At 62.9% G+C, this 26,297-nt stretch carries 16 protein-coding genes and 1 tRNA gene; 6 read left to right on the forward strand and 11 right to left on the reverse strand.

The genetic code is table 11. The annotated features are described in order from the left end of the window. Nucleotides 1–80: 80 nt before the first annotated feature. Nucleotides 81–794 (forward strand): hypothetical protein, encoded by a 714-nt coding sequence (locus ACYU70_RS20730; protein ID WP_342298954.1) that lies wholly within the window; start codon nt 81–83, stop codon nt 792–794. A gap of 9 nt (nt 795–803) precedes the next feature. Here the strand turns inward: ACYU70_RS20730 and ACYU70_RS20735 are convergent, their stop codons facing one another. Next, nucleotides 804–1,322, reverse strand: a complete 519-nt coding sequence (locus ACYU70_RS20735) for a hypothetical protein (RefSeq protein ID WP_342298951.1) — start codon at nt 1,320–1,322, stop codon at nt 804–806. Nucleotides 1,323–1,415: 93 nt separating this feature from the next. On the opposite strand from ACYU70_RS20735, the gene ACYU70_RS20740 reads away from it, so the two are divergent. Continuing rightward, the gene (locus tag ACYU70_RS20740) at nt 1,416–2,123 is read left to right on the forward strand and encodes a hypothetical protein (protein WP_342298949.1); all 708 of its coding nucleotides are present in this window, start codon (nt 1,416–1,418) and stop codon (nt 2,121–2,123) included. Nucleotides 2,124–2,132: 9 nt separating this feature from the next. On the opposite strand, the gene ACYU70_RS20745 is transcribed toward ACYU70_RS20740, so the two are convergent. Next, nucleotides 2,133–3,923, reverse strand: a complete 1,791-nt coding sequence (locus tag ACYU70_RS20745) for an ABC transporter ATP-binding protein (protein WP_460616092.1) — start codon at nt 3,921–3,923, stop codon at nt 2,133–2,135. Nucleotides 3,924–4,074: 151 nt separating this feature from the next. Next, the gene (locus ACYU70_RS20750; protein WP_460616093.1) at nt 4,075–8,505 is read right to left on the reverse strand and encodes a gliding motility-associated C-terminal domain-containing protein; all 4,431 of its coding nucleotides are present in this window, start codon (nt 8,503–8,505) and stop codon (nt 4,075–4,077) included. A gap of 157 nt (nt 8,506–8,662) precedes the next feature. On the opposite strand from ACYU70_RS20750, the gene ACYU70_RS20755 reads away from it, so the two are divergent. Further along, complete coding sequence (locus tag ACYU70_RS20755; RefSeq protein WP_342300943.1) at nt 8,663–9,754, forward strand: DUF5700 domain-containing putative Zn-dependent protease; 1,092 nt, start codon at nt 8,663–8,665, stop codon at nt 9,752–9,754. Here the strand turns inward: ACYU70_RS20755 and truA are convergent. The 3 genes from truA to ACYU70_RS20770 form a co-directional block, all read right to left on the reverse strand. Then, nucleotides 9,738–10,511, reverse strand: coding sequence for a tRNA pseudouridine(38-40) synthase TruA (gene truA / locus ACYU70_RS20760; protein WP_342300942.1), 774 nt, complete (start codon nt 10,509–10,511; stop codon nt 9,738–9,740). The two genes, ACYU70_RS20755 and truA, sit on opposite strands and share 17 nt — an antisense overlap. 102 nt (nt 10,512–10,613) lie before the next feature. Then, nucleotides 10,614–12,059, reverse strand: coding sequence for a T9SS type A sorting domain-containing protein (locus ACYU70_RS20765; protein ID WP_342300941.1), 1,446 nt, complete (start codon nt 12,057–12,059; stop codon nt 10,614–10,616). Between the two features lie 202 nt (nt 12,060–12,261). Continuing rightward, complete coding sequence (locus ACYU70_RS20770; protein ID WP_342300940.1) at nt 12,262–13,467, reverse strand: thiolase family protein; 1,206 nt, start codon at nt 13,465–13,467, stop codon at nt 12,262–12,264. 90 nt (nt 13,468–13,557) lie between these two features. Between ACYU70_RS20770 and ACYU70_RS20775 the strand changes: the two genes are divergently transcribed. Beyond that, nucleotides 13,558–14,031: a DUF4293 family protein gene (locus tag ACYU70_RS20775; protein ID WP_342300939.1), complete on the forward strand. Its 474-nt coding sequence runs from the start codon at nt 13,558–13,560 to the stop codon at nt 14,029–14,031. 76 nt (nt 14,032–14,107) lie between these two features. Here the strand turns inward: ACYU70_RS20775 and ACYU70_RS20780 are convergent, their stop codons facing one another. The 5 genes from ACYU70_RS20780 to ACYU70_RS20800 all read right to left on the reverse strand — a co-directional run bounded on the left by ACYU70_RS20780 (nt 14,108) and on the right by ACYU70_RS20800 (nt 20,474). Further along, entirely contained in the window at nt 14,108–15,124 is a 1,017-nt protein-coding gene (locus tag ACYU70_RS20780) for a DUF4476 domain-containing protein (protein WP_342300938.1), read from the reverse strand. 232 nt (nt 15,125–15,356) lie between these two features. Next, nucleotides 15,357–17,279, reverse strand: a complete 1,923-nt coding sequence (locus ACYU70_RS20785; RefSeq protein WP_342300937.1) for an OmpA family protein — start codon at nt 17,277–17,279, stop codon at nt 15,357–15,359. 102 nt (nt 17,280–17,381) lie between these two features. Then, nucleotides 17,382–17,894: a hypothetical protein gene (locus ACYU70_RS20790; protein WP_342300936.1), complete on the reverse strand. Its 513-nt coding sequence runs from the start codon at nt 17,892–17,894 to the stop codon at nt 17,382–17,384. Nucleotides 17,895–18,038: 144 nt separating this feature from the next. Beyond that, complete coding sequence (locus ACYU70_RS20795; RefSeq protein WP_168671782.1) at nt 18,039–18,890, reverse strand: (Fe-S)-binding protein; 852 nt, start codon at nt 18,888–18,890, stop codon at nt 18,039–18,041. A gap of 183 nt (nt 18,891–19,073) precedes the next feature. After that, a complete protein-coding gene (locus ACYU70_RS20800; protein ID WP_342300935.1) occupies nt 19,074–20,474 on the reverse strand; it encodes a (Fe-S)-binding protein in 1,401 nt (466 codons plus the stop codon). A 172-nt stretch (nt 20,475–20,646) separates the two neighbouring features. Here ACYU70_RS20800 and ACYU70_RS20805 point away from each other — a divergent pair. Then, nucleotides 20,647–20,719 (forward strand) — tRNA-Phe (locus tag ACYU70_RS20805). 305 nt (nt 20,720–21,024) lie between these two features. Next, on the forward strand, nt 21,025–25,518 hold the full coding sequence (locus tag ACYU70_RS20810) for a beta strand repeat-containing protein (RefSeq protein ID WP_342300934.1): 4,494 nt from the start codon (nt 21,025–21,027) through the stop codon (nt 25,516–25,518). Nucleotides 25,519–26,297: the final 779 nt, after the last annotated feature.

Genomic DNA, 26,297 nt, shown 5'->3' on the forward strand with positions numbered 1-26,297 from the left:
GCCAGGGCTTTTTCATGAGTTCATGAAATCGACAGTTTCGCGGCTTATATTCATAGCATCATTCAGTTAGTCCAGGATTTATGAAAATACTGCTTACGCTGCTGGGGCTGCTGAGTGCCGCCGGTTTTGCCCCACTGGACGCACAGGCCCAGTGCCACGCGGCCTTTGTTCCCTACACTGCCTGCCATCACAGCCACCACGATTCCTGTGAGGTGAAAAAGCCCTTTGTGCCAATCCGCAGGGGCGGTTCTATTGGGCTGCTGGGAGCTACGGACCGGGCGGCTACGCCTTACCTGGGGATGGAGGCGGAAGCGCACTACTGGCTGCTGCCCCGCTGGAGCGCCGGCCTGCGCGGCAGCTTCACCGGCGAAATGCCGGCTGCCCACGCGCCGGCCGAGGTGTATGCCGGGGCGACGCAGCCGCGCCTGGCACTTTTTAGCGCTACCTGGAATAACCAACTGCTTCTGGCCGAAAACACTCGCTGGCGGCTGGCCGCCGAAGCAGGAGCGGGACTGGGCGGGGCCAGCCTCTACGACAATGCCCAGCAGGTGCAGCGCAAGGGGCAGGGCTGCGGCTGCACCACGGCCAAGCGCCTCGATACGGCCGTGGCCCCGGTGACGGAAATCGGCCTTATGGCCACGTACAAGCTACGGCGCGTGGATGGGCCGTGGCTGACGCTGCGCGGCGGCTACCGGCAGTGGTACGCCAGCGCGCCGTTTGGCACGGCCGACCAGTTTTCGGCCTACCTGCTGAGCGTGGGAGTGAGCGTGCCCGACATTACGCGCAAGCGCTAAGGCGGCCGGCTACTTCACGCCCACCCACACTTCCGATTCCTCGTTGGCCCCGAAGCGCTCTAGGTAGAAGTCGCCACGCTGGGTGAGCTTCTGGGCTTTCACGGCTTCGAGGGCGGCGGGGTAGAGCTTGTTGGGGGCCAGCAGGTAGCTTACGCCGCTGAGGCGGGCGGCCAGGATGCGCTGCCCGGCCGGCACCACGCGGTAGCGAAAGCCGGTGGGCAAGGCCTGCGTGGTATCGGCCACGGCCAGGCCGATGAAGGCCTGGATGGTATCGTGGGCCGTTTCGGGGTCGTTGAGGTAGAGGTTGGCGAGGTCGCCGTGCAGGCGGGCCTGGGCATCCTTGGCCTGGCGAAACAGTGTACCAAAGGCATCGCCGGTGACCTTGCCGTGGAAGGGCTGGCCGGCCAGGTACAGCGGCGCGACGGTGGTTTCGAGGGTGACTTTGGGCTCGCGGGTGCCACCGAGGTAGGCGTAGGTGCCGGCCGCAATGATGGTGAGCAGGATGATGGCGAGAAAGAGGTAGCGCACGGCGTGGGGAAACGGTTTACATTGCAGTAGGGCAGCGCGAAAACACGAAATCGGTCGGCCTATCTACCAAGCTACAAACTTACTCGTGCGCTCATGAAGCTCTACCGGATACTACTCGTGATGCTGGTGCTGGCCGGGCACCGCGGGGTGGCCCAAACCACCGAGGCTCCTACCGAATGGCCGGCGCGTCGGTGGTCGGTAGGCACCCAACTGGCCTTTTATCCGCGCTTTGCCTTTGTCGAGGCGGCCGATGAGCGTGGCATAGAATCCGTCCGGCCCTGGCCCGTGATGCCGGCCATCACCTACCAAATAAGGCAAGTGGGGAGCTTCGAAGTGGGGTTATTGTTGCGAACGATGCCGAGGCGTACCGCCACCGTCGCCGACAGTTATGGTACGAGTATCCGGCAGCGCAGTGCCAATTCCTGGGCCGTGCCGATAATTATCCGGTCGCACTTGCCACTGCCCGACCGTGGGCGCTGGCAGGCCGATTTTGAAATTGGGTTCATGCCCCTGGCCGCGACTTACCGCGAGGAAAGCACCTATACCGATGCCCGGACGGGCCAGCAATCGAATTCCGACATGAGTACATCCTACCACGACTTCCTGCTCGTCGGCGGCCTGGGCGGCGCGTATGCCCTCACGCCCAATCTGAAATTGACCGCCGATGCCCGTGTAACGTTCTCGTTGCTGCTGGCATTGGTTGGCTCGTATCTGACGAACCACGGCATCGATAACAATATCTCGGCCTTCGCCCCGGCCCTGAGTACGGGCGTGAGCTACCAATTTGGAAAGACGCTCTGAGCCAGCCGGCTATTCCTCGTTCAGCGAAGCATCTGCCACGATGTACTGCATGCGGTAGAGCTGGGCGTAGTAGCCGCCCGCAATGCGCAGTAGCTCCTCGTGGGTGCCGGTTTCCTTGATTTCGCCTTTGTCGAGGACGATGATTTTGTCGGCTTTCTGGATGGTGCTCAGGCGGTGGGCGATGACGAGCGAGGTGCGGCCCTGCATCAGCTTTTCGATGGCCTGCTGAATCAGCTCCTCGGTTTCGGAATCGACGGATGACGTGGCTTCATCCAAAACAATAATGTGGGGCTGGTACACCATGGCCCGCACGAAGCTGATAAGCTGGCGCTGGCCCACGGAAAGCGTGGCGCCGCGCTCCATTACGGGGTAGCCGAGGCCTTCGGGCAGGCGCTCGATGAAGCGGCGGGCCCCTACGAGGTCGGCCGCTTCCCAGATTTGGGCGTCGGTGATGGCTTTATTGCCGAGCGTGATGTTGTCGCGGATGCTGCCGGCGAAGAGGAAAACATCCTGGAGCACAATGCCGATTTGGCGGCGGAGCAGGCTGAGGTCGTATTCGCGCAGGTCGCGGCCATCGATGAGGATGCTGCCGCTCTGGATGTCGTAGAAGCGGCTCAGTAGGTTGATAATGCTGGTCTTGCCCGCGCCGGTCGCGCCTACGAAGGCGATGGTCTGGCCGGGCTTCACGTGGAAGCTGATGTCTTTGAGCACCCAGTCGGGCTCGTTGTAGGCAAATTTGACGTGCTTGAATTCCACGTCGCCTTGCAGCTCGGCGGGGGCGAAGGTGCCGCTGGGGGCCACCAGCTCCTGGTTGTCGAGGAGTTTGAGGAGGCGTTCGGTGCTTACCAGACCGAGTTGCAGGGTGTTGAACCGGTCGGCAATCTGGCGGATGGGGCGGAAGAAAAGCGCGTTGTACATGATGAAGGCGATGAGCGCGCCCTTCGAAATCGAGCCCTCAATCTGGCCCTGCGCGGCGTACCACACCAGCAGGCCCACGCCAATGGCCCCCAGCACCTCGGCCACCGGGAAATAGATGCTGTAGTAGAGCACCGAGCGGATGTTGGCTTCGGTGTGCTCCTTGTTGATGGCGGCAAACTTGCGGTACTCGCGCTCCTCGTTGTTGAAAATCTGGACCACGTTCATGCCCGTGAGATGCTCCTGCACGAAGGAGTTGAGCTTGGCCACGGCCGTGCGCACATCCTGAAACGAGCCCTTGATTTTCTCCTTGAACACATACGTGCTGAACAGCAGCGGCGGAATTACCGAGAGGCTGATGAGCGTGAGCCGCCAGTCGATGTAGAACATGAAGGCCATGATGAAGAGCAGCTGCAGAATGTCGCCCACCATGGCCGCCAGGCCCTCACTGAACACGTCGGATAGGGTTTCAACATCGGAAATATTGCGCGTCACGAGCACGCCGATGGGGGTCTGGTCGAAGAACTTGAGCTTGAGGCTGAGCAGGTGGCGGTAGAGGTCGGTGCGGATATCGCGCACGATGTACTGGCCCAGCCAGCCGCCGTAGTAGGTCTGCAGATAGCTCACGCCGGCGTGGGCCACCAGCAGCACCAGCAGCAGCAGAAACATGAAGTTCAGCCCCTTCATGTCGCCCTGCTCGATGCTGACATCGACCATGCGCTGGATGAGAAAGGGCCGCAGCGTGCCTAGCACGGCCGTGGCCACGGTGAGCACAATCAGGCCGATGAAGACGCGCCGGTAGGGGCGCACGTAGCCGAGCAGGCGGCGCAGCACGGTCCAGTCGAAGACCTGGCCGGTTTTGGTGGCGGAAGTGGTGGGGTCCATAAGTAGGGCAAAGGTCGGGAGGAAACCGTGGGCGGGGCCAAAGAGTTGGCCCCGGAATGTTCCGGGGTGCCCCTAACGCCCGCTGGCATGGCCCCGGAATGTTCCGGTATTCCCCCCGCGCCCGACGGCACGACCCAGGAACATTCCGGCCCTAGCGCACGATTTCTACCCAGCCCTTCACCCGCGTCGTGCCGTCGGCATCGTGCAGCAGGTAGTAGTAGAGGCCGGCCGGCAGGCCCGCGCCGCCCCAGTCGTTGTGGTAGTCCGGGGTATCGAACACCTGCTGGCCCCAGCGCGAGAATACCTGGAAGCGGCCCGGGCAGCCGCCCAGCTCCGGCGCGAAGGTGTCGTTCCGCCCGTCGGCGTTGGGGGTGATGATGTTGGGCACGCGGGCGGCCTGCACCTCCACGGCCGGCAGGGCCAGCTGGCTGGGGCAGGGGCCGGCGGGACCGGGCAGCGTGACCTGCGGCAGGTAGCGCCCGGCTGCGGCATAGGTATGCTCTACCACCGCGCCGGTGGCCGGGGCGGTGCCATCGCCAAAATCCCAGCGCACCTGGGCCGCCGCCGTGCCCTTGGCTTCGAAGCGAAGCAGGCGGGGGGCAAAGCGGTTCTCGGGGCAGGTGGGCAGCAGCCAGCGGGCCAGGGTGGTGGGCTGGGCGGGCACCGTTATGCGGTAGGGCGGGGTTTCGCAGCTGCCGGGCAGGTCGTAGTGCAATTCGGTGGTGCCCGGCGTGGCGGGTGGGGAGAAGTAGCCGGCGGCCGTCACGCCCGGCCCCGTCCAGGTGCCGCCGGCCGGCCGGGCCCGCAGCTGAAAGGGGGCCGAGCCGTTGCACAGCACGGTATCGGCGGGCAGCTGCACGGGCTGCACCAGGGCCACATCCACGGTTTGGGTGACGGTGATGGGGCAGCGAATGGTGGGAAAATCCCAGGTGTAGGCCAGCACGTGGCGGCCCGGCCCGGCATCGGAGGGATTGAAGCGGTTGCCCACCACCCCCGGCCCGCTAAACATTCCCCCCGGCGGCGTGGCCGACAGCACAATGCCGTGCGGCGGGGCCGCCAGGCAAAAGCTGACTGGCCCCAGCGCCGTGAACTGCAGCGTAGGCAGGGCCAGTACCCGCACCCGCAAGGTGGCGGCCACGGGGCAATTGCTGGCATTGGCCGGGGCCGGGCCGGTGTAGCCCAGCACCTGCACGCCCGCCAGCGCGGCGGTGGGGGTAAAGAAAAAGCCCCCGGCCACGGTGCCGCTCACGCCCGGCCCGGTCCAGGTGCCGCCCGTGGGCGCGGCCGTCAGGCGTTGCGGCCCGGCCACGGCGCACACCACCGTATCGGGCATCGACACAACGGCCCGCCCGCTGGTGTTCACGGTGATGGTGCGCCGGGCCCGGCCGGGGCAGGCCGGCGAGGTGCCGGGCGGCCCGGTGTACGTCAGCGCTTGCGCCCCCGTGAGCAGGGGAGTGGGGGTAAAAAAGAACCCGCCGGCCACCGAGCCCGTCACCCCCTGGCCACTCCAGGAGCCGCCCAGGGGCAGGCCGCCCCGCAGCCGCAGGGGCGGGGCCGAAAGGCAAACAGCAGTATCGGGCGGGGCCGAGCCATCGGGGCCGGGCGGCAGCACGGTCACGCGCAGGGTGTCGGTCACGGGCTCGCAGTCGGCGTCGCCCTGCACGGTATACACGAGGTGGTGCGGCCCGCCCAGCAGCGCCGCCGTGGGCGTAAACAAGAAGTTGCCGATGGAACCCGACACGCCCGGCCCCGTCCAGATGCCGCCCAGCGGCGTACCATTCAACTGCAGCGATGGGTCGTTGAGGCACACTTCGCGCGGGGCCATGGGCTCTATTTGCGGTAATTCCTTCACCGTCATCACCAGGGTGGCCACCACCGGGCACTGCCCGCCCGATACTTCGTAGGCCACCACATAAGTGCCCTTGCCCGCCAGGCGCGGGTCAAAAAAGGCCGTGCCCGGCACCACGCCGCGCCCTATCCAGGTGCCGCCGGCCGGTGTGCCCCTGAGGGGTACCGGGGCCACCGGCACCCCCGGTCGCAGGCAAAAAAACTGGTTCGGAGCCGAGGCCGTGGCCCGGCCCTGCGGCCGCACGGTGATGGTGCGGGTGCTGGTGCCCGCGCAGCCGTTGGCCGCAGCGGGGCTCACGTAGGTGAGCACGTTGGGGCCCACGCGCAGGGCATCGGGGGCGAAGAGGAAGCCCGTGGCCACGCTGCCCGACACGCCCGGCCCCGTCCAGGTGCCGCCGGCCGGCGAGCCGCCCAGCGCCATCGGCTTAGCCAGGGCGCAGACCGACACCGTATCGGCCCCCGCCGGCGAGGCATTGGCCAGCAGGGCAAACTTGAACGCGGCATTGTTGCAGTGGGGTGAGCCATTGGCCGCCGCGTAAGTGAAGGCCCCCGGCGGAATGGGTAGGCCGCCGCGACTGCCCTGGTCGCAGGCGCACACGGCCTGGTAGAGGCTGCCCTGGGCATCGAAGCGCGAAGTGCCGCCGTCCACGTGGTCATCGGCCGAGGTGCCGAAGAAGGTGGCATAGTCCAGCACCCGCGCCTCGTCGGAGAGCTGCATCAGGTAGAAATCCTGGCCGTCGGTGGCGGTTTGCAGGGCGTTGGGCGTGGTAGGCAGGCCAGTGGTCGAGCCGTTGTTGGGGTCGAGCCCGCCGCCCCAGCCCGCCAGCAGAATGCGCCCGTAGCAGTCCACCCCAAACGCCGTGGGGGAAATATCAGTAGTAGCCCGCCCGGTCCCAAACACCGTCGCAAACGTGGCCGAGCGCAGGTCGCCGGCCAGTTGCTGAATAAACTGCTGGCCGTGTGCCGCGTGGTAGCGGGTGGTGTCGACACCGGGCCAGGCCGGGGCCAGCGTCTGCCCCAGCACGTACACCCGCCCGCCCGGCCCCTGCCGCACAAAAAAGGCCTGGTCGTAGGCACTGGTGCCCAGGTAGGTGCTTTGCTGAAGCGCCCCGCCAGCAGTGAGGCGCGCCACGAATCCATCCACCCCGCCGCCGGGAGCGGCCCGGTAGCCGCCCGTGGCCCCGGCCAGCGCGGGGCTGGTGGTGCCGCCGGCCACCAGCAGCCCGCCGCCCACGTCCTCCCGCTGGAGGGAGTAAGCAGCATCGGCCCCGGTGCCGCCCAGCAACGTGGTCCACCGCACGCGGCTCAGGCTGGAATCGAGGCTGGTGACCAAGCCATCGGAACTGCCGCCCCGGTAGCTGCCGGCCACCAGGCCGGGGAAATCGGCGGAGCCCGTCACGCTGGCCACGTACACGTTGCCCTGCGGGTCGAGGGCCAGGTCGCCCCGGAAGGCATCGCCGTAGTTGTGGCGCAGCCGGGGCGCAGCGGCGGTGGGGTCGAGCAAACCATCAGTCCCCGTGCCACCCAGGTAGGTGCTGGCCCGCAGCCGCCCGCCGGTGGCACTCAGGCGCGTCAGCACCAGGTCGGAGCCGCCGCTGAGCACGAAAGGCGAGTTGCCCCCGAACGGAGAAACGGCCGGGCCGCCCCGCAGCGCATGGCTCAGGGCGGTGGTTGTGGTGGGAAAATCAGTAGAAGCCGTGGTGCCGAGCAGCAGCAGCTCGTTGCGGTCGTTCACCAGCAGGCTGTGGGGAAATTCGAGGTTGTTGCCACCCAGGTAGGTGGCCCAGGCCCGGGCGCTGGGGCCGGTGGCGCTGGTCGTGAATTTCATGATGGCAATATCCGTGCTGCCGGCAAAGGCCGTCTGGTAGGCCCCGGTCGTGACCGGGTAGCCGGCCTCAAACACCACGCCCGCCGTGTAGAGGTTGCCCGCCGCGTCGTGCGTGGCCGCAAAGCCCCAGTTTTCCACCGGCGAGCCCGTGTAGCTGGCAAACTGCACGGCCGGGTCAATCACCAGCGGCCGGCCCGTATCATACTTTCCCAACTTAAAACTCACTACCTCGCCGCGCAACACGAAGGCGCAGGCCACCGGCTGCCGCGCGCCCGTGGTCGGGTCCGTTTGCCAAGCCTCGGGCCGAAAATCGGTCAGCACACCAGACGAGGTTTGCACCCGCAGCTGGCCGGTGGCGGGGTCGAGGCGCAGGCTCTCGGCCCCCCGGTAGCGCCACTGGGCCTGGGCGGGGTCGGCTCCGGGGCTCAGCAGCAGGTCGTATTCAAACTGCTGGGCGGGGCTTTCTTTTAATACGAGGTCGATGCCGGACCAGAGCTGGCGGTAGCGTAGTTGCCGCCAGGCGCGCACGTCGGTGGCCCAGTCGGTGGCGGTGCCACGCAGGTAGTGGTGTCGGCCGGGCGCTTCGGTTTCGGCTTCGGGGGCGAGGGTGGCAGCGGGGCTGGGCTGCACAAACTCCAGGCGCAGGCCGTGGGCGGGGAACTGGCCATTGGCGCGGTCAGCTTTCATGGGACCGTGGCCCGGCAGCCCGGCGGTGAGGGCGTAGGTCAGCCCAGTTTTCTCCACGAAGAGGCGGGCCCCAGGGGCCACTTGTGCGGCGTAGCGGGCGTGGGCATCCCACTGACCCCGGTTTTCAATGAATTCAATGGTACGGGCCGCTTCCTGCGCCCGGGCGGGACGCGAAAGCAAAGCAGCCAGCACCAGCAACAGAGTAGCTGTTGGGCGCATAAGTAAATAGTGGAAAGGAAGGCCAACGACGGCCTGCTACTACCCGCAAAAACAGTGCCTTGCCCGCAGCGCCGCTCAAGTTAAGTCGCGCCGGCCGAAGGCGAAAAATATCCCGGCCATTTCACCATCTTTGCCCGGTTCCACATTTCATCTACCCATGAAAACACTGTTCCGAATGCTGCTGGCCTGCGCCGGCCTGCTCCTGACTGCCGGCTCCGGCCGCGCCCAGACCATCAACACCGACGCCGTGACCCGGTACTGGGAAATCACCGACGGCCTCCGGCAAAACCGCCCCCTCACCGACCAGATGTGGCAGGCGTTCCTAGAAGTCCCAGGCAATAAAATTTACGTGCGCGGCATCTACTCGGCCGCCGATTTGGTGCGCTACCGCCGGGCCATCGAAGTGGTATATATGCCCCGCTACGACTCGCTTCGCCAAGCCAAGCTGCAGGCCAAATCGTGGTTCTACATGATGGTGAACGACTACAAGGAGCGCGAGCCCGAGTACCGCAACTACGTGGCCAGCCTCACCAAAAATGCCACCGCCCTCGACCGGATGTACCAGTACGCCTACCCGCAGCTGCCCCCGGCGGCCCACAAGCGGCTGGCCAATCTGAACATCTACTACGAAGCCCTGGGCAACGACGCCACCTCACAGCAGGAAGGCATGTTTTACAGCCTGCGGGCCGTGCTCGATGCCAATGAGGTGAAGCGTGGTCTGATGGAAGGCCACGAAATGTACCACCAGCTCCAGCCTGAACGCAACTTCGGCACCATCGCGCCCGAGGATGAGGGCCTACTAGAAATCATGGCCAGCATGCAACACGAAGGCATTGCCGACCAGATTGACAAGCCCCTGACCATGGCCCTGCCCGGCGACCCGCGCGGCATCCGCGACTGGGCCATCACGCCCGCCCCCAGGTTCATTCACCGCATGGATTCGACGCTGCAAGCGCGGGCGCGGGGCGGCGCCCCGGCTTCGGGCCGCTGGTACCGGCAGCTGTCCGACGGCTCCAACGGGCATTTGCCGGGCTTCTTCATGTCGTCGGCCATCGTGCGCAACGGCTACAGCAAGCAGATGATTGCGCAGTCCGACAACCCCTTCGCTTTCGTGTACCTCTACCAGAAAGCGGCCAAAAAGGACAAATCCGCGCTGCCGCGCTTCTCCGACGCCGCCATCCGCTACCTCAAAACGCTGGACCGCCAATACGCCCGGCCCCGGCCCGTCCCGGCTACGGCTGCGCGCTGATTTCCGCGTCCGGCACCAGGCCCGGCGCGTATTCCACCCGGCTCAGGAAAAGCCCTTTGGCCGGGGCGGCGCTGCCGGCATCCACCCGCTTCTGGGACCATAGCAGCTGCTGGAACTGGCGGGGCGTAATCTTGCCCCGGCCCACGTCGAGCAGCGTGCCCACCACCAGCCGCACCATGCCCCGCACAAAGCGGTTGGCCCGGATGCGAAACCGCCAGCCGCCCGGCTCCGGGTGCCAGCCGGCCTCGGTGCAGTAGCAGATGTAGTGGCTTTCGGCCCCCTTCACTTTCGAAAACGTGGTGAAATCGAACTGCCCCACCAGGTAGCTGGCCGCCTCGTTCATGGCCGCCACGTCGAGCGGGCGGTCGATGTACAGGGCCTGGTCGCGCCGGAAGGGGTCAGGCTCGGTCACCACGAAGTAGTCGTAAGTGCGGCGCTCGGCATCGAAACGGGCGTTGGCCGAGTCGGGCACGGCGTGCAGGCGCAGCGCGCCGATGTCGGCGGGCAGGGCGCGGCGCAGGCGGTAGAGTAGCAGGGCTTCGTCCATGCCGGCGGGCAGGTCGGCCTCGAAGTGGGCCACCTGGTGGCTGGCGTGCACGCCCGTATCGGTGCGGCCGCTGCCCTGGCTGCTGATGGGCTGCCGCAGCACCTGGCTCAGGCAGCGGTTCACCTCGGCCTGCACGGTGATGGAGTGGAGCTGAACTTGCCAGCCGTGGTAGGCCGTGCCATCGTAGGCGAGGTGGAGGAAATAGCGCATGAGGCGCAAAAGTACGGCCTCAATAACGCGAACCACTGGTTCATGCTACTGAGGCCGTACTCACCGCCGCGAACCGCCGGTTCGCGCTACTGAATCAGATGACTACTCCACCACTACGCGGCGGGCCAGGGCCTCGCCGCCGGCCCGCAGGCGCAGGGTGTAGATGCCCGGGGCCAGCCCGCTGGTTGCTACCGTAAAGCTGCCCGCGCCCACGGCCGGGCGACGCACTACCTGGCCCAGGGTGTTCAGCAATTCGGCGCTGGTGGGAGCGAGGCCGGCCGGGAGCTGCACCGTGAAGGCCTCGTGGGCGGGGTTGGGGGCGAGGGTGAGGTCGGCGGCGGTGGGGCGGGTGGTAGCCAGCGGATTGTAGGTGCCGGTGTTCAGCAGCACGCCAACGTTGTTGGTGATGTTGGCAAAAAGGCCCGTTACGATGTCCAGCCGGCCGTCGCCGTTCAGGTCGCCCAGGGCTACATCGGCCGGCGTGGTATTTGGGCCGATGGGAAAGACCACGGCGGTCGCGAAAGTGCCGCCGGCCATTCCCGGCAAAACGCTCACCGTGCCCGCGCCATTGGCCGTGACAATATCCAGCCGCCCGTCACCGGTTACATCGCCCAGAACTACCCCCATGGGCGTATTGCCGTTCGTGGCATAGGCACTTGCGGAGCCAAACCCGCCGCTGGCCTGCCCCAGCAATACAATGGTCGAGGCTCTATTGGGGTCGACGAAAACAATGTCCAACCGGCCATCGCCGTTCAGGTCGCCCAGCGCTACGTCATTTGCGCCACCACTGGCACCAGACCCGAAGGGATAAGTCGTAATCGGGGCAAAAGTGCCGCCGGCCTGCCCGAGCAGCACACCGGCCGCATTATTCTTCCCCGTGACGATATCCAGCCGCCCGTCGCCGTTCACATCGCCCAGCGCGACGCCGGCCGACCCGCCCGTTCCGGTTGCGTAGGCGCTCGCCGGGGCAACCCCCCCACTGGTTTGTGCCAGTAGCACGGCGATTTCATTGTCAAAAGAATTGCATGTGACAATGTCCGGGCGCCCATCGCCGTTCACATCGCCCAAAGCCACTTGAACCGGCAGTTTATTAGCGCCGACCGAATAGAGGCTGACCGGGGCAAATACCCCCGTAGCCTGTCCCAGCAGTACTCCCGCCGAATAGGTCCGCTGGTTGGCCGCAACGGCATCCAGCCGCCCATCGCCGTTCAAATCGGCCAGGGCAATGCTGTTTGGTACGCTGCCGGAGCCGGTGGAGTATTCGAAGCCGGGCGAGGCAAAGTTCCCGCCCGCCAGCCCGGGCAGCACCGCCACCCCGTTGCCCGCGTAGTTGGATGCCACCACGTCGAGCCGCCCGTCACCGGTCACATCGCCCAGCACGACCCCAGAGAGGGCACCGCCCGAACCGGCCGAAGCCGAACCGGCCGAATAAAAGCTCACCGGCGAGAAGCTCTGGCCCCAGGTGGCCGGTGCTGCCGCGCCCAGGGCCAGCAGCAGCGCCCCGCGCCGGGCATAATTGTTCAATAAAGGAGTCGAAGCGTGTTTCATAAATGAGGAAAGGAAAAGGACAACCCGCGCCAGTAGTAGCCGGGCCGCCCCAAGGTACGGGCGCGGCGCGAAAAACAGCGAAAGTGTTGGCATATAAATAAGTAGGGGCGGGGCTTGTCCCCGCCCGCCGTGCGCGCCGTTCTCACGGCCGTGCAACGACGGGCGGGGACAATCCCCGCCCCTACAATGTTTCTGCTTGGCCTTACAGCTTCTCGTAAATAACAGCCGCGCCCTGGCCCACGCCCACGCACATCACGGCCAGGCCGTAGCGCATGCCCTCGCCGCGGCGGTGCATCTCGTGCAGCAGCGTGGCGGTGATGCGCGCGCCCGAACTGCCCAGCGGGTGGCCCATGGCAATGCTGCCGCCGTTCACGTTCACCTTGGCCATGTCCAGGCCCAGCTCGCGCACGCAGGCAATGCTCTGGGCGGCGAAGGCTTCGTTGAGCTCAATCAAATCGATATCGGCCAGCGTGAGGCCGGCGCGCTGCAACACCTTCTGCGTCGCCGGAATTGGGCCGAGGCCCATTACCGAAGGGTCGACCCCGGCCACGGCCGAGGCCACTACCCGCGCCAGGGGCTTCAGGTTGTAGCGTTTCAGGGCATCTTCGCTCACCATGAGCACGGCCGCCGCGCCGTCGTTGATGCCGGCGGAGTTGCCTGCCGTCACCGTTCCGCCCTCGGGCTGGAAGGCAGGCCGCAGCGTCGCCAGTTTCTCCAGGGGCGAGAAGCGGGGCTGCTCGTCGGCATCAAACAACGCCGTGTCGCCCTTGGGGCTGGGAATAAACACGGGCACGATTTCCTTGCGGAACCGGCCTTTCTCCAACGCCCGCGCATACTTGCGCTGGCTCTCGAAGGCAAACTGGTCCTGCTCTTCGCGGGTCACGTTGTACTGCTTGGCTACGTTCTCGGCCGTCTGGCCCATGGCGTAGGGGTAGTGCAGCTTGCTTAGCTTGGGGTTGATGAAGCGCCAGCCCAGCGTGGTGTCGTGGGCCGTGAGCTCGCGCCCGAAAGCCGATTCCGACTTGGCCATCACAAACGGGGCGCGGGTCATGCTCTCGGCTCCACCGGCCAGGTACACGTCGCCCTCGCCGCACTTAATGGCGCGGGCCGCGTCCATGATGCTCTGCAAGCCCGAGGCGCAGAGGCGGTTCACGGTATTGCCGGGCACGGTGACGGGCAGGCCGGCCAGCAGCGCGGCCATGCGGGCCACGTTGCGGTTGTCTTCCCCGGCCTGGTTGGCGGCTCCGATGATAACATCTTCGATGGCGGCCTTATCAACCGAAGGGTTGCGGCGCATGAGCTCGCGGAGCACGTGGGCGGCAAGGTCGTCGGGGCGAACGCTGCTGAGCGCACCCCCAAATTTTCCAATCGGGGTGCGCACGGCATCCACGATATAAGCAGTTGGCATTCGTAAGGTAATAATGGCGGCGCAAGCGCCGGATGGGATTAAATTTGCGGCCCGGGCAACGGCCCGGACCTGTTCTACACTACAACAAAGATGATACAAAGAATCCAAAGCGTGTTTTTGCTCCTGTTGGCCCTGGCCATGCTAAGCCTGCTGGCGCTGCCCCTGTGGCATAAAGTCGACGGCCTCACCAATCAGGAATTAACCCTCACCGCCTTCGGCTTCGATGCCAAGGGCCTCACTGTGCCGGCCGGCATCGGCCCGGTCTGGCTTATTGCCGCGCTGGCCACCGCCTCGGCCGCCGTGGCGATTTTCGAGATTTTCCAGTTTCGCACCCGCATGAAGCAGCTCATGCTCGGCTCTATAAACCTGCTCCTCATCACCGCCACCCTCGGGGCCGAGTTCTACTTCCAGACCAAAGGCGAGCAGCTGCTCAACATCAAGCTCGAAGGCCAGGTGCTCATCGCCTTCTACCTGCCCACGCTGGCCCTGCTGCTCAACCTGCTGGCCAACCGCTTCATCCGCCGCGACGAGCAGCTGGTACGTAGCGCCGACCGCCTCCGCTAAGACTTTGTCTGCATAGAAAAGGGCCGCTGTCATCACGACAGCGGCCCTTTTTGTGTTTTATTTATTTTCGGCTCATTCAGTGCTGAGCGGCGCTGTTCACGGCTGCTTCCACCGTCTTGGCCGCGCTTTCCGTCTCGAATACATCATATACCCGGTCAAAATTCTCCGGGTCGCTGACGTGGGAATAGGCAAATGTGGCCAAATCAATCCGGCAGGCCTCAGAATTGATGGTGCGCAGGAGGCGGCTCAACTCATCGGCCCGCAGGCTGCGCTGGGCCAGGCCGTCCTTGGCGGCGTTCAGTTTGCTGGCTTCGGCAATGCGGCCCTGCACGGTTTTTACCAGCGCATCTACGTCTTGCGGGGCGAGGGTACGGTAGCTGCTCGTGGCCGTGCTAGGATAATTGCCGGGCGTGGGGCCATTGTTATAGCCGCCGCCGTTGGGGTTGTTGCCATAACCGCCGCTCGGTGAGTTTGGGTTATTTCCGTAGCCACCGCCATTGCTGGGATAGTTCGGGTTGTTGCCATAGCCACCGCTCGGAGTATTCGGAGTGCCATAGCCGGGGCCAGCGCTGGGGGCAGGGGCACTGTTGTAGCCGCCGTTGCCATAGCCGGAGTTGCCGCCGTTGTATGGGTCGTTACCGTAGCTGCCTTGGTTGCCGTAGCCACCGCTCTGGCCGTAGGGCACGGGGCTGTTATAACGGCCGCCGCCGTTGTAGTAGCTATTGCCACCGTAGCCGGGTGCGTACAGCGCCACCGCATTCACCTGCTGCAAATACAGCGGTCGGCCGGGCCGCGTCACCAGCACAAATGTGGTTTCAAGGCCGGGCTCCAGCCACACACGGCTGCGGAAGCGCAGGGCCCCGCCATACGCCGTGGGCACGCTGAAATCGGCCCAGTGCTGGCCGGGCATCAGCTGGTCCACATGCACCTGCCGGGCCATGCCCCGCGTCAGCGGCCGCCCATCAAGCACCAGCCCAAACGGCACCCCGCGCTCCGACGAAAAATTAACGTTGGCCGGCATTGGCGGATATGCCAGCGCAGGAGCCACGGCGGCAAACAAACCCGCCAATGCCAGAAGTAGAGCCTTTTTCATTGCAGTAAAGAAGAAATAACCGACCAGGAAATCCGGCCGCTGCTGGGCTATTTCCAAAACCTGTGCCACGTTTATAAATGGTAGGGTGCGGGGCTTGCCCCCGCCCGTCGTTGAGCAGTTCGTTATTGAATCGTTCAACGACGGGCGGGGGCAAGCCCCGCACCCTACCACAGCAAAAAGCCCCCGCAACGTTAGCTGCGGGGGCTTCTCAATGCTAAGTAGAATGCTCAGGCTACTTCGCTATCCGGGTCACTTTGAACTCGGTGCGGCGGTTGCGCTGGTACTCTTCTTCCGTCGTCGGCTTCAGGACGATGGGGCGGGTTTCGCCGTAGCCCTTGGCCGTGATGCGCGATTTGGAAATGCCTTTGCTCACGATGTAGTCAACGGCGGCCTGGGCGCGCTGCTGCGAAAGCTTCAGGTTATAAGCGTCCTTGCCGCGCTGGTCGGTGTGCGAGCTCAGCTCGATGGAGATTTTGGGGTTGTCCACCAGCGTCTGCACCAGCGTATCGAGGCGGATGGCAGCATCCGGCCGGATGTTGAACTTGTTGTAGTCGTAGAGAATGTCTTTGACTTCAATCGCCTTGGCCAGGATAATTTTGTTCAGCGTCAGGGTCACCGGCAGTTGAACATCGTTGGTCAGGTTGGGCAGAGCATCCTGGCTGGGCTTGCGGCCTACGGTGCTCAGCGTAGCACGCGAGGAGAAGTCGCCAGCGCGCTCGGCCAGCAGGTTGTAGCTGGTCACGGAGTCCAGCTTCAGGCTGAATTTGCCATCCGGGCCGCTGGTAGCGGTCTGGCGCTGGCCGTTGGCGTTGGTCACCGTAACGGTGGCACCGGCTACGGGTAGCGTGGTTTTGGCTTTGTCGTCGTGCTCCAGTACGGTACCATCAGCATAGAAGGTCACCAGCTTGAGCGGCTTCTTCTTGAACATGTACTCGTCGTCCGAACCCTTGCCACCGGCGCGGTTCGAGCTGAACAAGCCCGTGTTGTCAGCCATCGGCACCGGGGCGAAGTCGTCGGCGGTGCTGTTCACGTCGGCACCCAAGTTCACGGGCTGGCCGTTTTTCACCATGAAGAGGTCGAGCTTGCCCAGGCCAGGACGTCCGTCCGAAGCGAAGTACAGCGTGCCATCCGGCGCAACGCCGGGGAAGTTGTCGTTGCCAGCCGTGTTGATGCTTTCGCCGAGGTTTTCAGCCGGCGAGAAGCGGCCGTTCGGGCCGAGCGTAGCTTTGTACAGGTCGTTACCGCCCTGACCGCCTTTGCGGCTCGACGCGAAATACAGCGTAGTGCCGTCCGGCGCGAAAGCCGGGGAGAAGTCATCGGCCGTGCGGTCGTTGATGTTCGCCAGAACCGGCTCGCTCCAGGCACCAGCCTTGAGGTACGAAATCCAGAGGTCAACGCTCAGGTAGCCTTTTTTGCTGCCGTCGTTCGAGCGGGCAAACACCATCGTTTTGCCGTCGGGCGTGTAGGTGGCGCTGGCTTCGTGCTTGTTCTCGGAGTTGAAAGGGCCTTCGAGCTTGCGCACCGTACCGCCGGTCATGGCCGCAGCGTTGTCAAACTTGATGGCGTAGAGGTGGTTGAAGTTCTCGCCATTGCCGAGGTACTTCTTGCCATCACGGCCGGAGGCAAACACGAAGTCGCCGGTACCGGCCATCATCGTGCCGCCAAAATCGGAGCTGGCCGAGTTCAGCGCGTCCACGGGCATCACGTCGTACTTGTTTTTGATAGCGGCCACGGCCTTGCTGGCGGCGGCATTCTTGCTCTCGACGTCGGCGCGGGCCGCCAGGGCGCGGTTACCGCCGCTGCTGGCGTAGCTCGCAAACTGCGCCGCGGCCTCGTCGTACTTCCCGTTGGCTTTCAGGGCCTCGGCGTAGCGGAAGCCGGCGTCGGCATTTTTCACCCCACCATCCAGTGCGGCTTTGTAGAAAGGCTCGCTTTCCTCAATCCGGTTCGAGAGGCGGTAGGCCTCGCCGATGCGGAAGTTGGAGATGGCGGCACCCTTGCCTTTGGCCACATCGGCCTTGTACAAGGGGATAGCCAGCTCATACTGGCCACGGGCGAACTGCTTGTCGCCCTTGCTCATAGCACCGCTAGTGGCACAGCCGCTCAGTAGCGCGACAGAGCCAGCCGCAGTGCAGACGAATAATAGTTTCCTCATAGGTGAAGTGGGGTGGTGGTGTGGGGAGGGAGAGGGGAGGAATCAGGAATATTCCCGATTAGGCATTTTTGGGTTAGCAATAATACTACGTTTAAACAGGATTCACGTAAGCAGCCCGTTTTTTTCTTCCTGTCCGAAGTAGCGAACCAGCCAGGTTTGGCTGGCTGGACGGGGCCAGTGGGTATCCAATTCACCCTTAGTCGCTAGCGTATTATCGAAATAAAACGTGTCCGGGCCTATCGTTCCGGCGGCTATGGCGGCCTTTAGTTCGCCGCGCTTCAGCAACTGCACCGTGCCGGCCTGCAAAAACGCCAGGCGGGATTTTTCCAGCAGCTCCACGCCCAGCTGCTGCTCCAGCTGGGCCACAAAACGCACCGAGGCATCAATAGAGCAGCCGCTTGCGCCGGCCACGCCCTCATCCAAGCCAATCACCAAAAATTGTTGGTGCAGAAACTCGGCCGAGGCCAGCAGGGTGCGGCCGTGGCTGGTCCATTCCTCCGCGAAGCGGGCCAGGCTGGGCATCACGCCCACTATCTCCGGCCCGCTGAGCGGGCGGCTGGCCTGGTAAATCCACACCCGCGCCTCGGGCGGGAGCTGGTCAAACGCAACGTACATAAGGAGTAGTTTAAAGCAGTAAGTACGATTGGGCGGTTCCCCAAAAACGAGCAGCCCAGTCCTCCAAAGGTATGGGGGTAAACGAAGTCAAGCACATTTTCTTGCCTCCGCTTACCCCCAGCACTGAATTCGCACCCTTAAAATCTAGGCATTAATGCCCTCGGCTGAAGCCACCAGCTCGGCCAGGTCAAATACCTGCACCTTGCTTTCCTGCTCCTTGTTCTTCACGCCGTCGCTCATCATCGTCATGCAGAAGGGGCAGGACACGGCGATGATGCTGCCCTGCAAGTCGTGGGCACCGGGGGCGCTGGTTTCGGTTTCCACGCCGCCCAGGTTGGCCAGTGCCTCGGCCTTGCCGGCCAGCGTAGCCAGGGCTTCCTCGGTGCGCTCGATGTTGATTTCCTTCTTGCCCGGCTCGGCTTCTTTCCACATCTGGGCCCCGCCCGCGCCGCAGCACAGGCCGTTGGCGCGGCTGCGCTTCATCTCCACCAGGTCGGCATCGAGGGCGGCCAGCACGTCGCGCGGGGCTTCGTAGATATTGTTGGCCCGGCCCAGGTAGCACGAGTCGTGGAAGGTGATGCGGCGGCCTTTGAAGCTCTCGCCCCCGGTCACACCCACTTTACCCTCATTGATAAGCTGCTGCAAGTAGGTGCTGTGGTGAATCACCTCGTAGTCGCCACCCAGCGCGGGGTACTCATTCTTAATCGTGTTGAAGCAATGCGGGCAGGCCGTCACGATTTTCTTGATGCCGTAGCCGTTCAGCGTCGTGATGTTCTGCATGGCCTGCATCTGAAACAGGAATTCGTTGCCGGCCCGCTTGGCGGGGTCGCCGGTGCAGCTTTCTTCCAGGCCCAGCACGGCATACTTGGTGCCCACATGCTCCAGAATCCGTACAAAAGCACGGGTCACGCGCTTGTACCGGTCATCAAACGCACCAGCGCAGCCCACCCAGAACAGGATTTCGGGCGACTCGTTGCGGGCCGCCAAATCGGCCATGACGGGAACGTTGATTTGCTTTTTGGTGGGAGCTTCTGGGGTCATAGTAGGGAATGCTTGAAGAAGAACGTCATGCTGAGCGAAGCCGAAGCATCTCTCCCGCACAATCATTTCATTCGATTGGATTAGTTACACGGTAGAGATGCTTCGACTACGCTCAGCATGACCGTACTTTTCTGTGATTTAAGCTACCGTAGCCGGAGCTTTCTCCGCCGCAAACAAATCATCGGCCCAGTTGAACCGGTCCGACGGTGAGAAAGCCCACGGCGCACCGTTGTTCTCAATATTCGAGAACATCACGTTCAGCGAGTTCGGCGCAGCCGATTCTTCCAGCACCAGGAAGCGGCGCATCTCAATGATGCTTTCCAGCGGGTTGATGTTTACCGGGCAGCTTTCCACGCAGGCGTTGCAAGTAGTGCAGGCCCATAGTTCCTCGGGCGTCACTTTGCCGCGTAGCAGCGTCGCCTCCATCATATCCGTGATGGGCTCGTGCTTGGCTTCTTCGCCGTACACATTGGGGCGGAAGATGAGGGGCGAATTATACTTCTCCTCCATCCGGTCGCGCGTGTCCATGATGATTTTGCGCGGCGAAAGCAGCTTGCCCGTCAGGTTGGCCGGGCACACCGAGGTGCAGCGGCCACACTCGGTGCAGGAGTACGCGTTCAGCAGGTTGGTCCACGGCAGGTCGTCCACATCCTTGGCTCCGAAAGGCGTAGGGGCCAGCGCCGAGCCATCGGGCGCGGTAGGGGTGGGGGGCACCACGAAGCTGGGGTCCATCATCGCCTTCACCTCGTTGGTAATGCTTTCCACGTTCGAAAACTGTCCCTGTGGCACCAGTCGCGAGTACCACACGTTCGGAAACGCCATGATGATGTGGAAGTGCTTCGAGCTGGGCAGGTAGTTCAGGAACAACAGGATGCCCGTGATGTGAATCCACCAGCCCAACCGCTCCAATACGTGCAGCGTGCCTTCATTACTCGGCAGCAGGCCCACCAGCAGGTTGCTAATAGGAAAAGTGCCGGGTAGGTCCTGGCCTTCCATCTGGTGCAGCTTCAAATCGGCCGTGTTCATGAAGAACAAGGCCACCATCAGCGCTACCTCTATATAAAGGATGATGTTCGCGTCCATCTTCGGCCACAGCCGCAGCTCCGGCCCCGTGAAGCGCTTGAGCGGCGGGTTGCTGTTGCGCCGCCACCAGAATGCGGCCACCGCCACAATCACCAGCGCCGCCAGGATTTCGTTGGTCGCCATCAGCACATCGTACACCGGGCCCAGGAACTTCAGCGCCCGATGAAAGCCGAAAATGTTGCCAAACAGCCCATCCACCACAATCTCAATCACCTCAATGTTGATGACCAGAAAGCCCACGTACACCACCAGATGCAGCAGTGCCGGCGTCATGCGCTTGAACATTTTCTGCTGCCCAAAGGCCACCAGCAGCGTTTTCTGAAACCGCTCAGCCACGTTGCCACTCATGTCGCGCTCGCGCCCGACCAGAATGTTGGCCCGAATTTTCCGGACCTGCCACGTGAAAAAGCCAAAAGCCGCTACCAGGAGCAGTAGAAAGAGGATGGATTGCAACATGCAGTAAAGGTAAGCAGATGGAAACGTTTGGGGCCGCAATATACTCGGCATGCCTACTACTTTTCAAAAACTACACACTTATTCACACTTTTTTTGCCCGGGTTCTTGCGTCATTACATTGCTTTCGTACCTTTGCGGTCCCCTAAGCAACCTAAAGACGCTGCGGGGAGACGGCAACATAGCTCAGTTGGTAGAGCACAGCACTGAAAATGCTGGTGTCGTTGGTTCGATTCCAACTGTTGCCACAAAAAAGGCCCTCCGCAATTTGCGGAGGGCCTTTTTGCTTTTTCCGCCTGGGTGTTTGATAAGACTTGGTCATCTGAAAAGAATAGTTGTGAAGAAAGGATGAGCGCTCCATCTTTGCGTAGCTGTATCTAAGATAGTTACTACATTGTCGTTAAATCGGCATCTTGTGCAGCTTCCACTGCATTGCGGCGATACTTAATAGCTTATCATTCTCTTCCCAACTTTTCCCCCATTTCATTTACGCATGACAACACAAATACTTTCTGCTCCTAGGCTTCGGCGCTGGGCGCTGCTACTAGCAGGTATGCTAGGAACCGCGGCTGCCCACGGCCAAAGCGTTGGCTACGCGACCGGTAACGCCAGCACCAACGCAGGTACCTACACCGACCTTGGCACTACTGGCACGGCCATCAGCACGGCTAACACGGATGATGCCAACTCGACAGCTCAGAATATTGGGTTTACGTTCACCTTCAACGGCACGGCTTTTACGCAGTTCGTGCTGAATACCAACGGGCTGCTGCGCCTAGGGTCTAACCCTCCCTCGTCGGCCGCCGCCTGCTCCCCGTACGGGCAGGCACCTGATACCGGCCCCATCAACAGCACCAACGCGGCCGACGTAAATCTGCTGCTGCCTTTCAATTTTGACTTGACGGCTGGCACCAGCACTCCGGAATACCGGGTGGCCACCACGGGCACGGCGCCCAACCGCGTGTGCACCGTGCAGTGGAAAAACATGTCCGACAAGGCGGTCGCAACGTCGTCGAGCGACGCCACTTCGCTGCCAACGCAGTACACGAACCTCTCATTTCAAGTAAAGCTCTACGAGGGCACCAACCTCATCGAGTACGTGTATGCGGCCCCCACGGTGGGCGCAACCAGCGCTTTGAAGTACGCGGTGGTGGGCCTCAAGGGCTCGGGCAACGCCTCGGGGCAAACCGTACTGGCCTCAAAGACGTCTTCCAGCGCTTGGAGCACGACCACCTTCGGCACCGGTGCGCAACTGGACGTTCTCTCGGCCAACGCCAACAATTTTCGTTCAACTTTCCCGCCGGATGCTGGACGCACTTACCGCTTTAGCTCTGGTGCAGTAGTTGCGCCGGCCAACGATGACTGCGCCGGCGCCATTACCCTGACGCCCGCTGCCACCTGTACCGCCACGACCGGAACCACGGTTGGGGCCACGCAGTCGCTGGCTCCTATTGTGTGCGCCACCTACACGGGCAATTCCGACGATGACGTGTGGTACAAATTTGTGGCCACTGCTACCTCGCACACCGTCACGGTGGTTGGCAACGGCACCTTTGATGCCGTAGTGGACGTGCGCAGCGGCACCTGCGCCAGCAGCACCAATATTGGTTGCGCCGATGCCACGACCTCCGGTACCGAAACCACCACGCTGACGGGCCTCACCGTAGGCAGCACCTACTTCGTGCGGGTATATACTTACGATACCGCTACCGGCACTTTCACCATTTGCGTAACTGGTGGAAGCGGCGGCGGTACTACCTGCGCGGGTGTTACCAACGCGGCGGTGGCCAACACGGGCTCGACGGCGACGGCGGCTTCGGCAAGCATCTCCTTTACGACGGTGACTGGGGCCACCAACTACACCATAACCGTGACGCCGACCAGCGGCTCGGGCACGCCTTTGACAGGAACCGTAACGACCAGCCCGGTCAGCGTAAGCAGCCTGGCGTTTAACACGCCCTACACGGTAAGCATCGTGACGAACTGCGCCAACGGTGGTACTTCGAGTCCGGTGACGGTGACCTTCACCTCGGCCGCGGCATCTCCGCTACCAGCCAATGACGACTGCACCGGGGCCATTACCCTGACGCCCGCTGCCACCTGCACACCCACGAACGGCACGACGGCCGGGGCCTCACAGTCGCTGGCTCCTATTGTGTGCGCCACCTATACGGGCAATTCCGACGATGACGTGTGGTACAAATTTGTGGCCACTGCTACCTCGCACACCGTCACGGTGGTTGGCAACGGCACCTTTGATGCCGTAGTAGATGTGCGCAGCGGCACCTGCGCCAGCAGCACCAATATTGGTTGCGCCGACGCCACGGCTGCTGGCGGTACCGAAACCGCCACGCTGACCGGCCTCACCGTGGGCAGTACGTATTTCGTGCGCGTCTATACTTACGACAACGGTACAACGGGCACCTTCACTGTCTGCGTGACGGGAGCCGGTACTGCACCCACCTGCGCGGCCGTAACCAACGCCGCTGTAGTTGCCGCCGGCGGCACTGCCACGACTGCAAACGCAACGCTAACCTTCACCGCCGCTACGGGCGCAACCAACTATACGCTGACCCTGGCTCCTACGAGCGGCGGAACTCCCACCACGGGTACCTTAACGGGTAGCCCCGTAAGCCTGACCGGCCTGACGCCTAACACCTCTTATACGGTAACGATTACGACCAACTGCTCCAACGGCGGCACGTCGAGCACCGTGACCGTAGTATTCACGTCGGGCCCTGCGGTTGCTCCGCCCGCCAACGACGACCCAACCGGTGCTATTGCTTTAACGGTAAGTGCCACCTGCACGCCAACCAATGGCACCAACGTTGGCGCTACCACTACTACCGCTAGTGGCTACACCAACCCCGGTACTTGCGGTGTTGCAACGGCCCCGAAGGATGTGTGGTATTCTTTCACCACGCTGGCTGGCCAATCGGCCGCCACCGTAACGGTAACGGGTGCACCGGCCGGTTTGGTGCGCGTGTTCTCGGCTGCCAGCAACGCTGGTCCCTTCACGCAGGTATCCTGCGCAGCGGGCACTACCAACAACACGGTAGCTGGTCCAGTAAGTCTGACCGGTCTCACGGCCAATACAACTTACTATGTAGCCGTATCGGGCTATGGCTCCGGCGATACGCAGGGAAGCTTCACCATCTGCGTAACGGGTACCGGCAGTGTGCCCTGCCCGGCTGTAACTGGCCTGACGGCTGGTACCATCACGACCACGGGTGCGACCCTGACCTTCACCCCCGCCACCGGTGCCACCAGCTACACCGTAACCTACACCGCCGCTGGCGGCACTGCCCAAACCCAGACGTCCACCGGCTCGCCGGTAACCCTGACGGGCCTCACGCCCGCCACAGCTTACACCGTGAGCATCGTGACGAGCTGTGGCGCGGGTCAGACTTCGACTGCTGCCACGACCACCTTCACCACCCTGTCGCCCTGCAACGCCCCGACTGCCTTGACGGCGGGCAGCATCACGACCACGGGCGCTACGCTGACGTTCACGGCTCCGGCTGCCGGGGCTACGGGCTACACCGTGACCTACACCGCCGCTGGCGGCACCGCTCAGACCCAGACGGCCACCGGCTCGCCGGTCGTGCTCACGGGCCTGACTTCGGGGGTTGCCTACACGGTAAGCGTCGTGACGAACTGCGGTGCCGGCCAGACTTCGGCCGCTACCACCACCACCTTCACCACGCTGTCGCCCTGCACGGCTGTGACCAGCTTGGCCACAAGCAACGTGACCACCAACAGCGCCACGCTCACCTTCACGGGGGCCAGCGCCGGTACCAGCTACACCGTGACCTACACCGCCGCTGGTGGCACTGCCCAGACCCAGACCGCTACCGGCTCGCCGGTGACCCTAGCCAACCTCACGCCCGGCACGGTTTACACCGTGAGCGTGGTAACGAACTGCGGCAGCAGCCAGGTTTCGCCGTCGGCTAGCACGACCTTCACCACTTTGACCGCTTGCACGGCCCCGACCGCTCTGACGGCGGGCAGCATCACCACCACCGGTGCTACCCTCACCTTCACTGCTCCAGCCTCCGGGGCTACCGGCTACACCGTGACCTACACGGCTGCCGGTGGCACCGCCCAAACCCAGGCCGCTACTGGCTCGCCAGTCGTGCTCACCGGCCTGACGGCTGGCACTACTTATACGGTAAGCATCGTGACGAGCTGCGGCGGTGGCCAGACCTCTGCCGCCACTACTACCACCTTCACCACCCTGACGCCCTGCACGGCTGTAACAGCCCTAACGGCTGGCAGCATCACGGCTAATGGTGCTACCCTCACCTTCACGGGTGCCAGCGCTGGCACTAGCTACACCGTAACCTACACCGCCGCTGGCGGCACCGCTCAAACCCAGACCGCTACCGGCTCGCCGGTAACCCTGACGGGCCTGTTGTCCGGCAAGCAGTATTCGGTAAGCATCGTGACGAACTGCGGTACGGGCCAGACCTCGCCTGCAGCCACCACTACCTTCACCACCCTGGCTCCCGCCCCGACCAATGCAACTGCCAGCAGCGTAACCGCTACAGGTGCCAGCATCAACTTCACGGCTGCTACGGGCGCTACCAACTACACCGTAACCTACACGGCCGCCGGTGGCTCACCGGTTACCGTCACGGCTACCAGCTCACCGGTCGTGCTCACAGGCCTCACCGGCATCACTACCTATACGGTAACCATCGTAGCCAACTATCCAGGCGGCGGCGTTTCAAGCCCAACCACGGTGACCTTCACCACGCTGCAGGGCCTGAGCGTACGTGCCAAAATAGCTGGCGGTGAAATGGCGGTGTATCCCAACCCTGCCCACCAAGCCTTCACCATAAGCCTGCCGGCAATAAGCACCGCCCGCACCGCTCAACTGGAGCTGGTAAATGCCCTGGGCCAGACCATGAGCCGCCAGACCATCAGCCTCACGGCCGGTGGTACCCGTATCCCGGTCGATGCCACAGGCCTTGCTACCGGCGTTTATTCGGTTCAGGTTCGTGTTGGTAACGAAACCGCCATCACCCGACTGGTTATCGAATAAGTTAGCCAGAAACACAAAAGAGCCCTGCCAGCATGCTGGCAGGGCTCTTTTGTGTTTCTGGCTAACTTATTCTCCAATCATAAAGCACGAATAACCATAAAGGGCTACCAAAAATATTGCTCCTTTCTAATCTGTTTTCTGCCTATCTCTTGTCTATTCAAAAAATACCCGTACTTTTGCACTCCCAAATCGAACGGAGGCGGGCACTGAGAGCTGCGAAAAAGAAATTTCTCCCCAGTCTTGGTTCTTCAAAAAAGCCCCGTACCTTTGCACCCCGCCAGAATCAACCGGATTCACGGCCTCGAAAACAAGCTTAACGACTGCAACGAAAGTTGAGAATTAAGTTTGTAAATCGAAAAAGTTTCTTACCTTTGCACCCCGAATCGCACTAACCGAGTGCTACTCGCCGCAAGCCAAGCGAATTGAAATAAAAGTTTTCTCTTTTGCTTGTCGGTTAAAAACTTCTTCTTACCTTTGCACTCCCAATCGCAAGAAGGGGAAACGAAGAAAGAAAAACAGGCTGCTAACAGCCACACTGCTACACCAACTGGGTGTAGTACACGTTCTTTGAATGTTTGGAAAAGACAAATAGTAAGGGCTTTCAACAGCGATGTTGGAAGTAAAAATTACAAGCGTAACACGAATACATAGAACTCGTCAATACGAGTCGGATTCGCACTCGACATCAGCCACGGTTCGCCGTGGTGTAGAACATTTTACAATGGAGAGTTTGATCTTGGCTCAGGATGAACGCTAGCGGCAGGCCTAATACATGCAAG

The sequence above is a fragment of the Hymenobacter segetis genome (assembly GCF_054776495.1).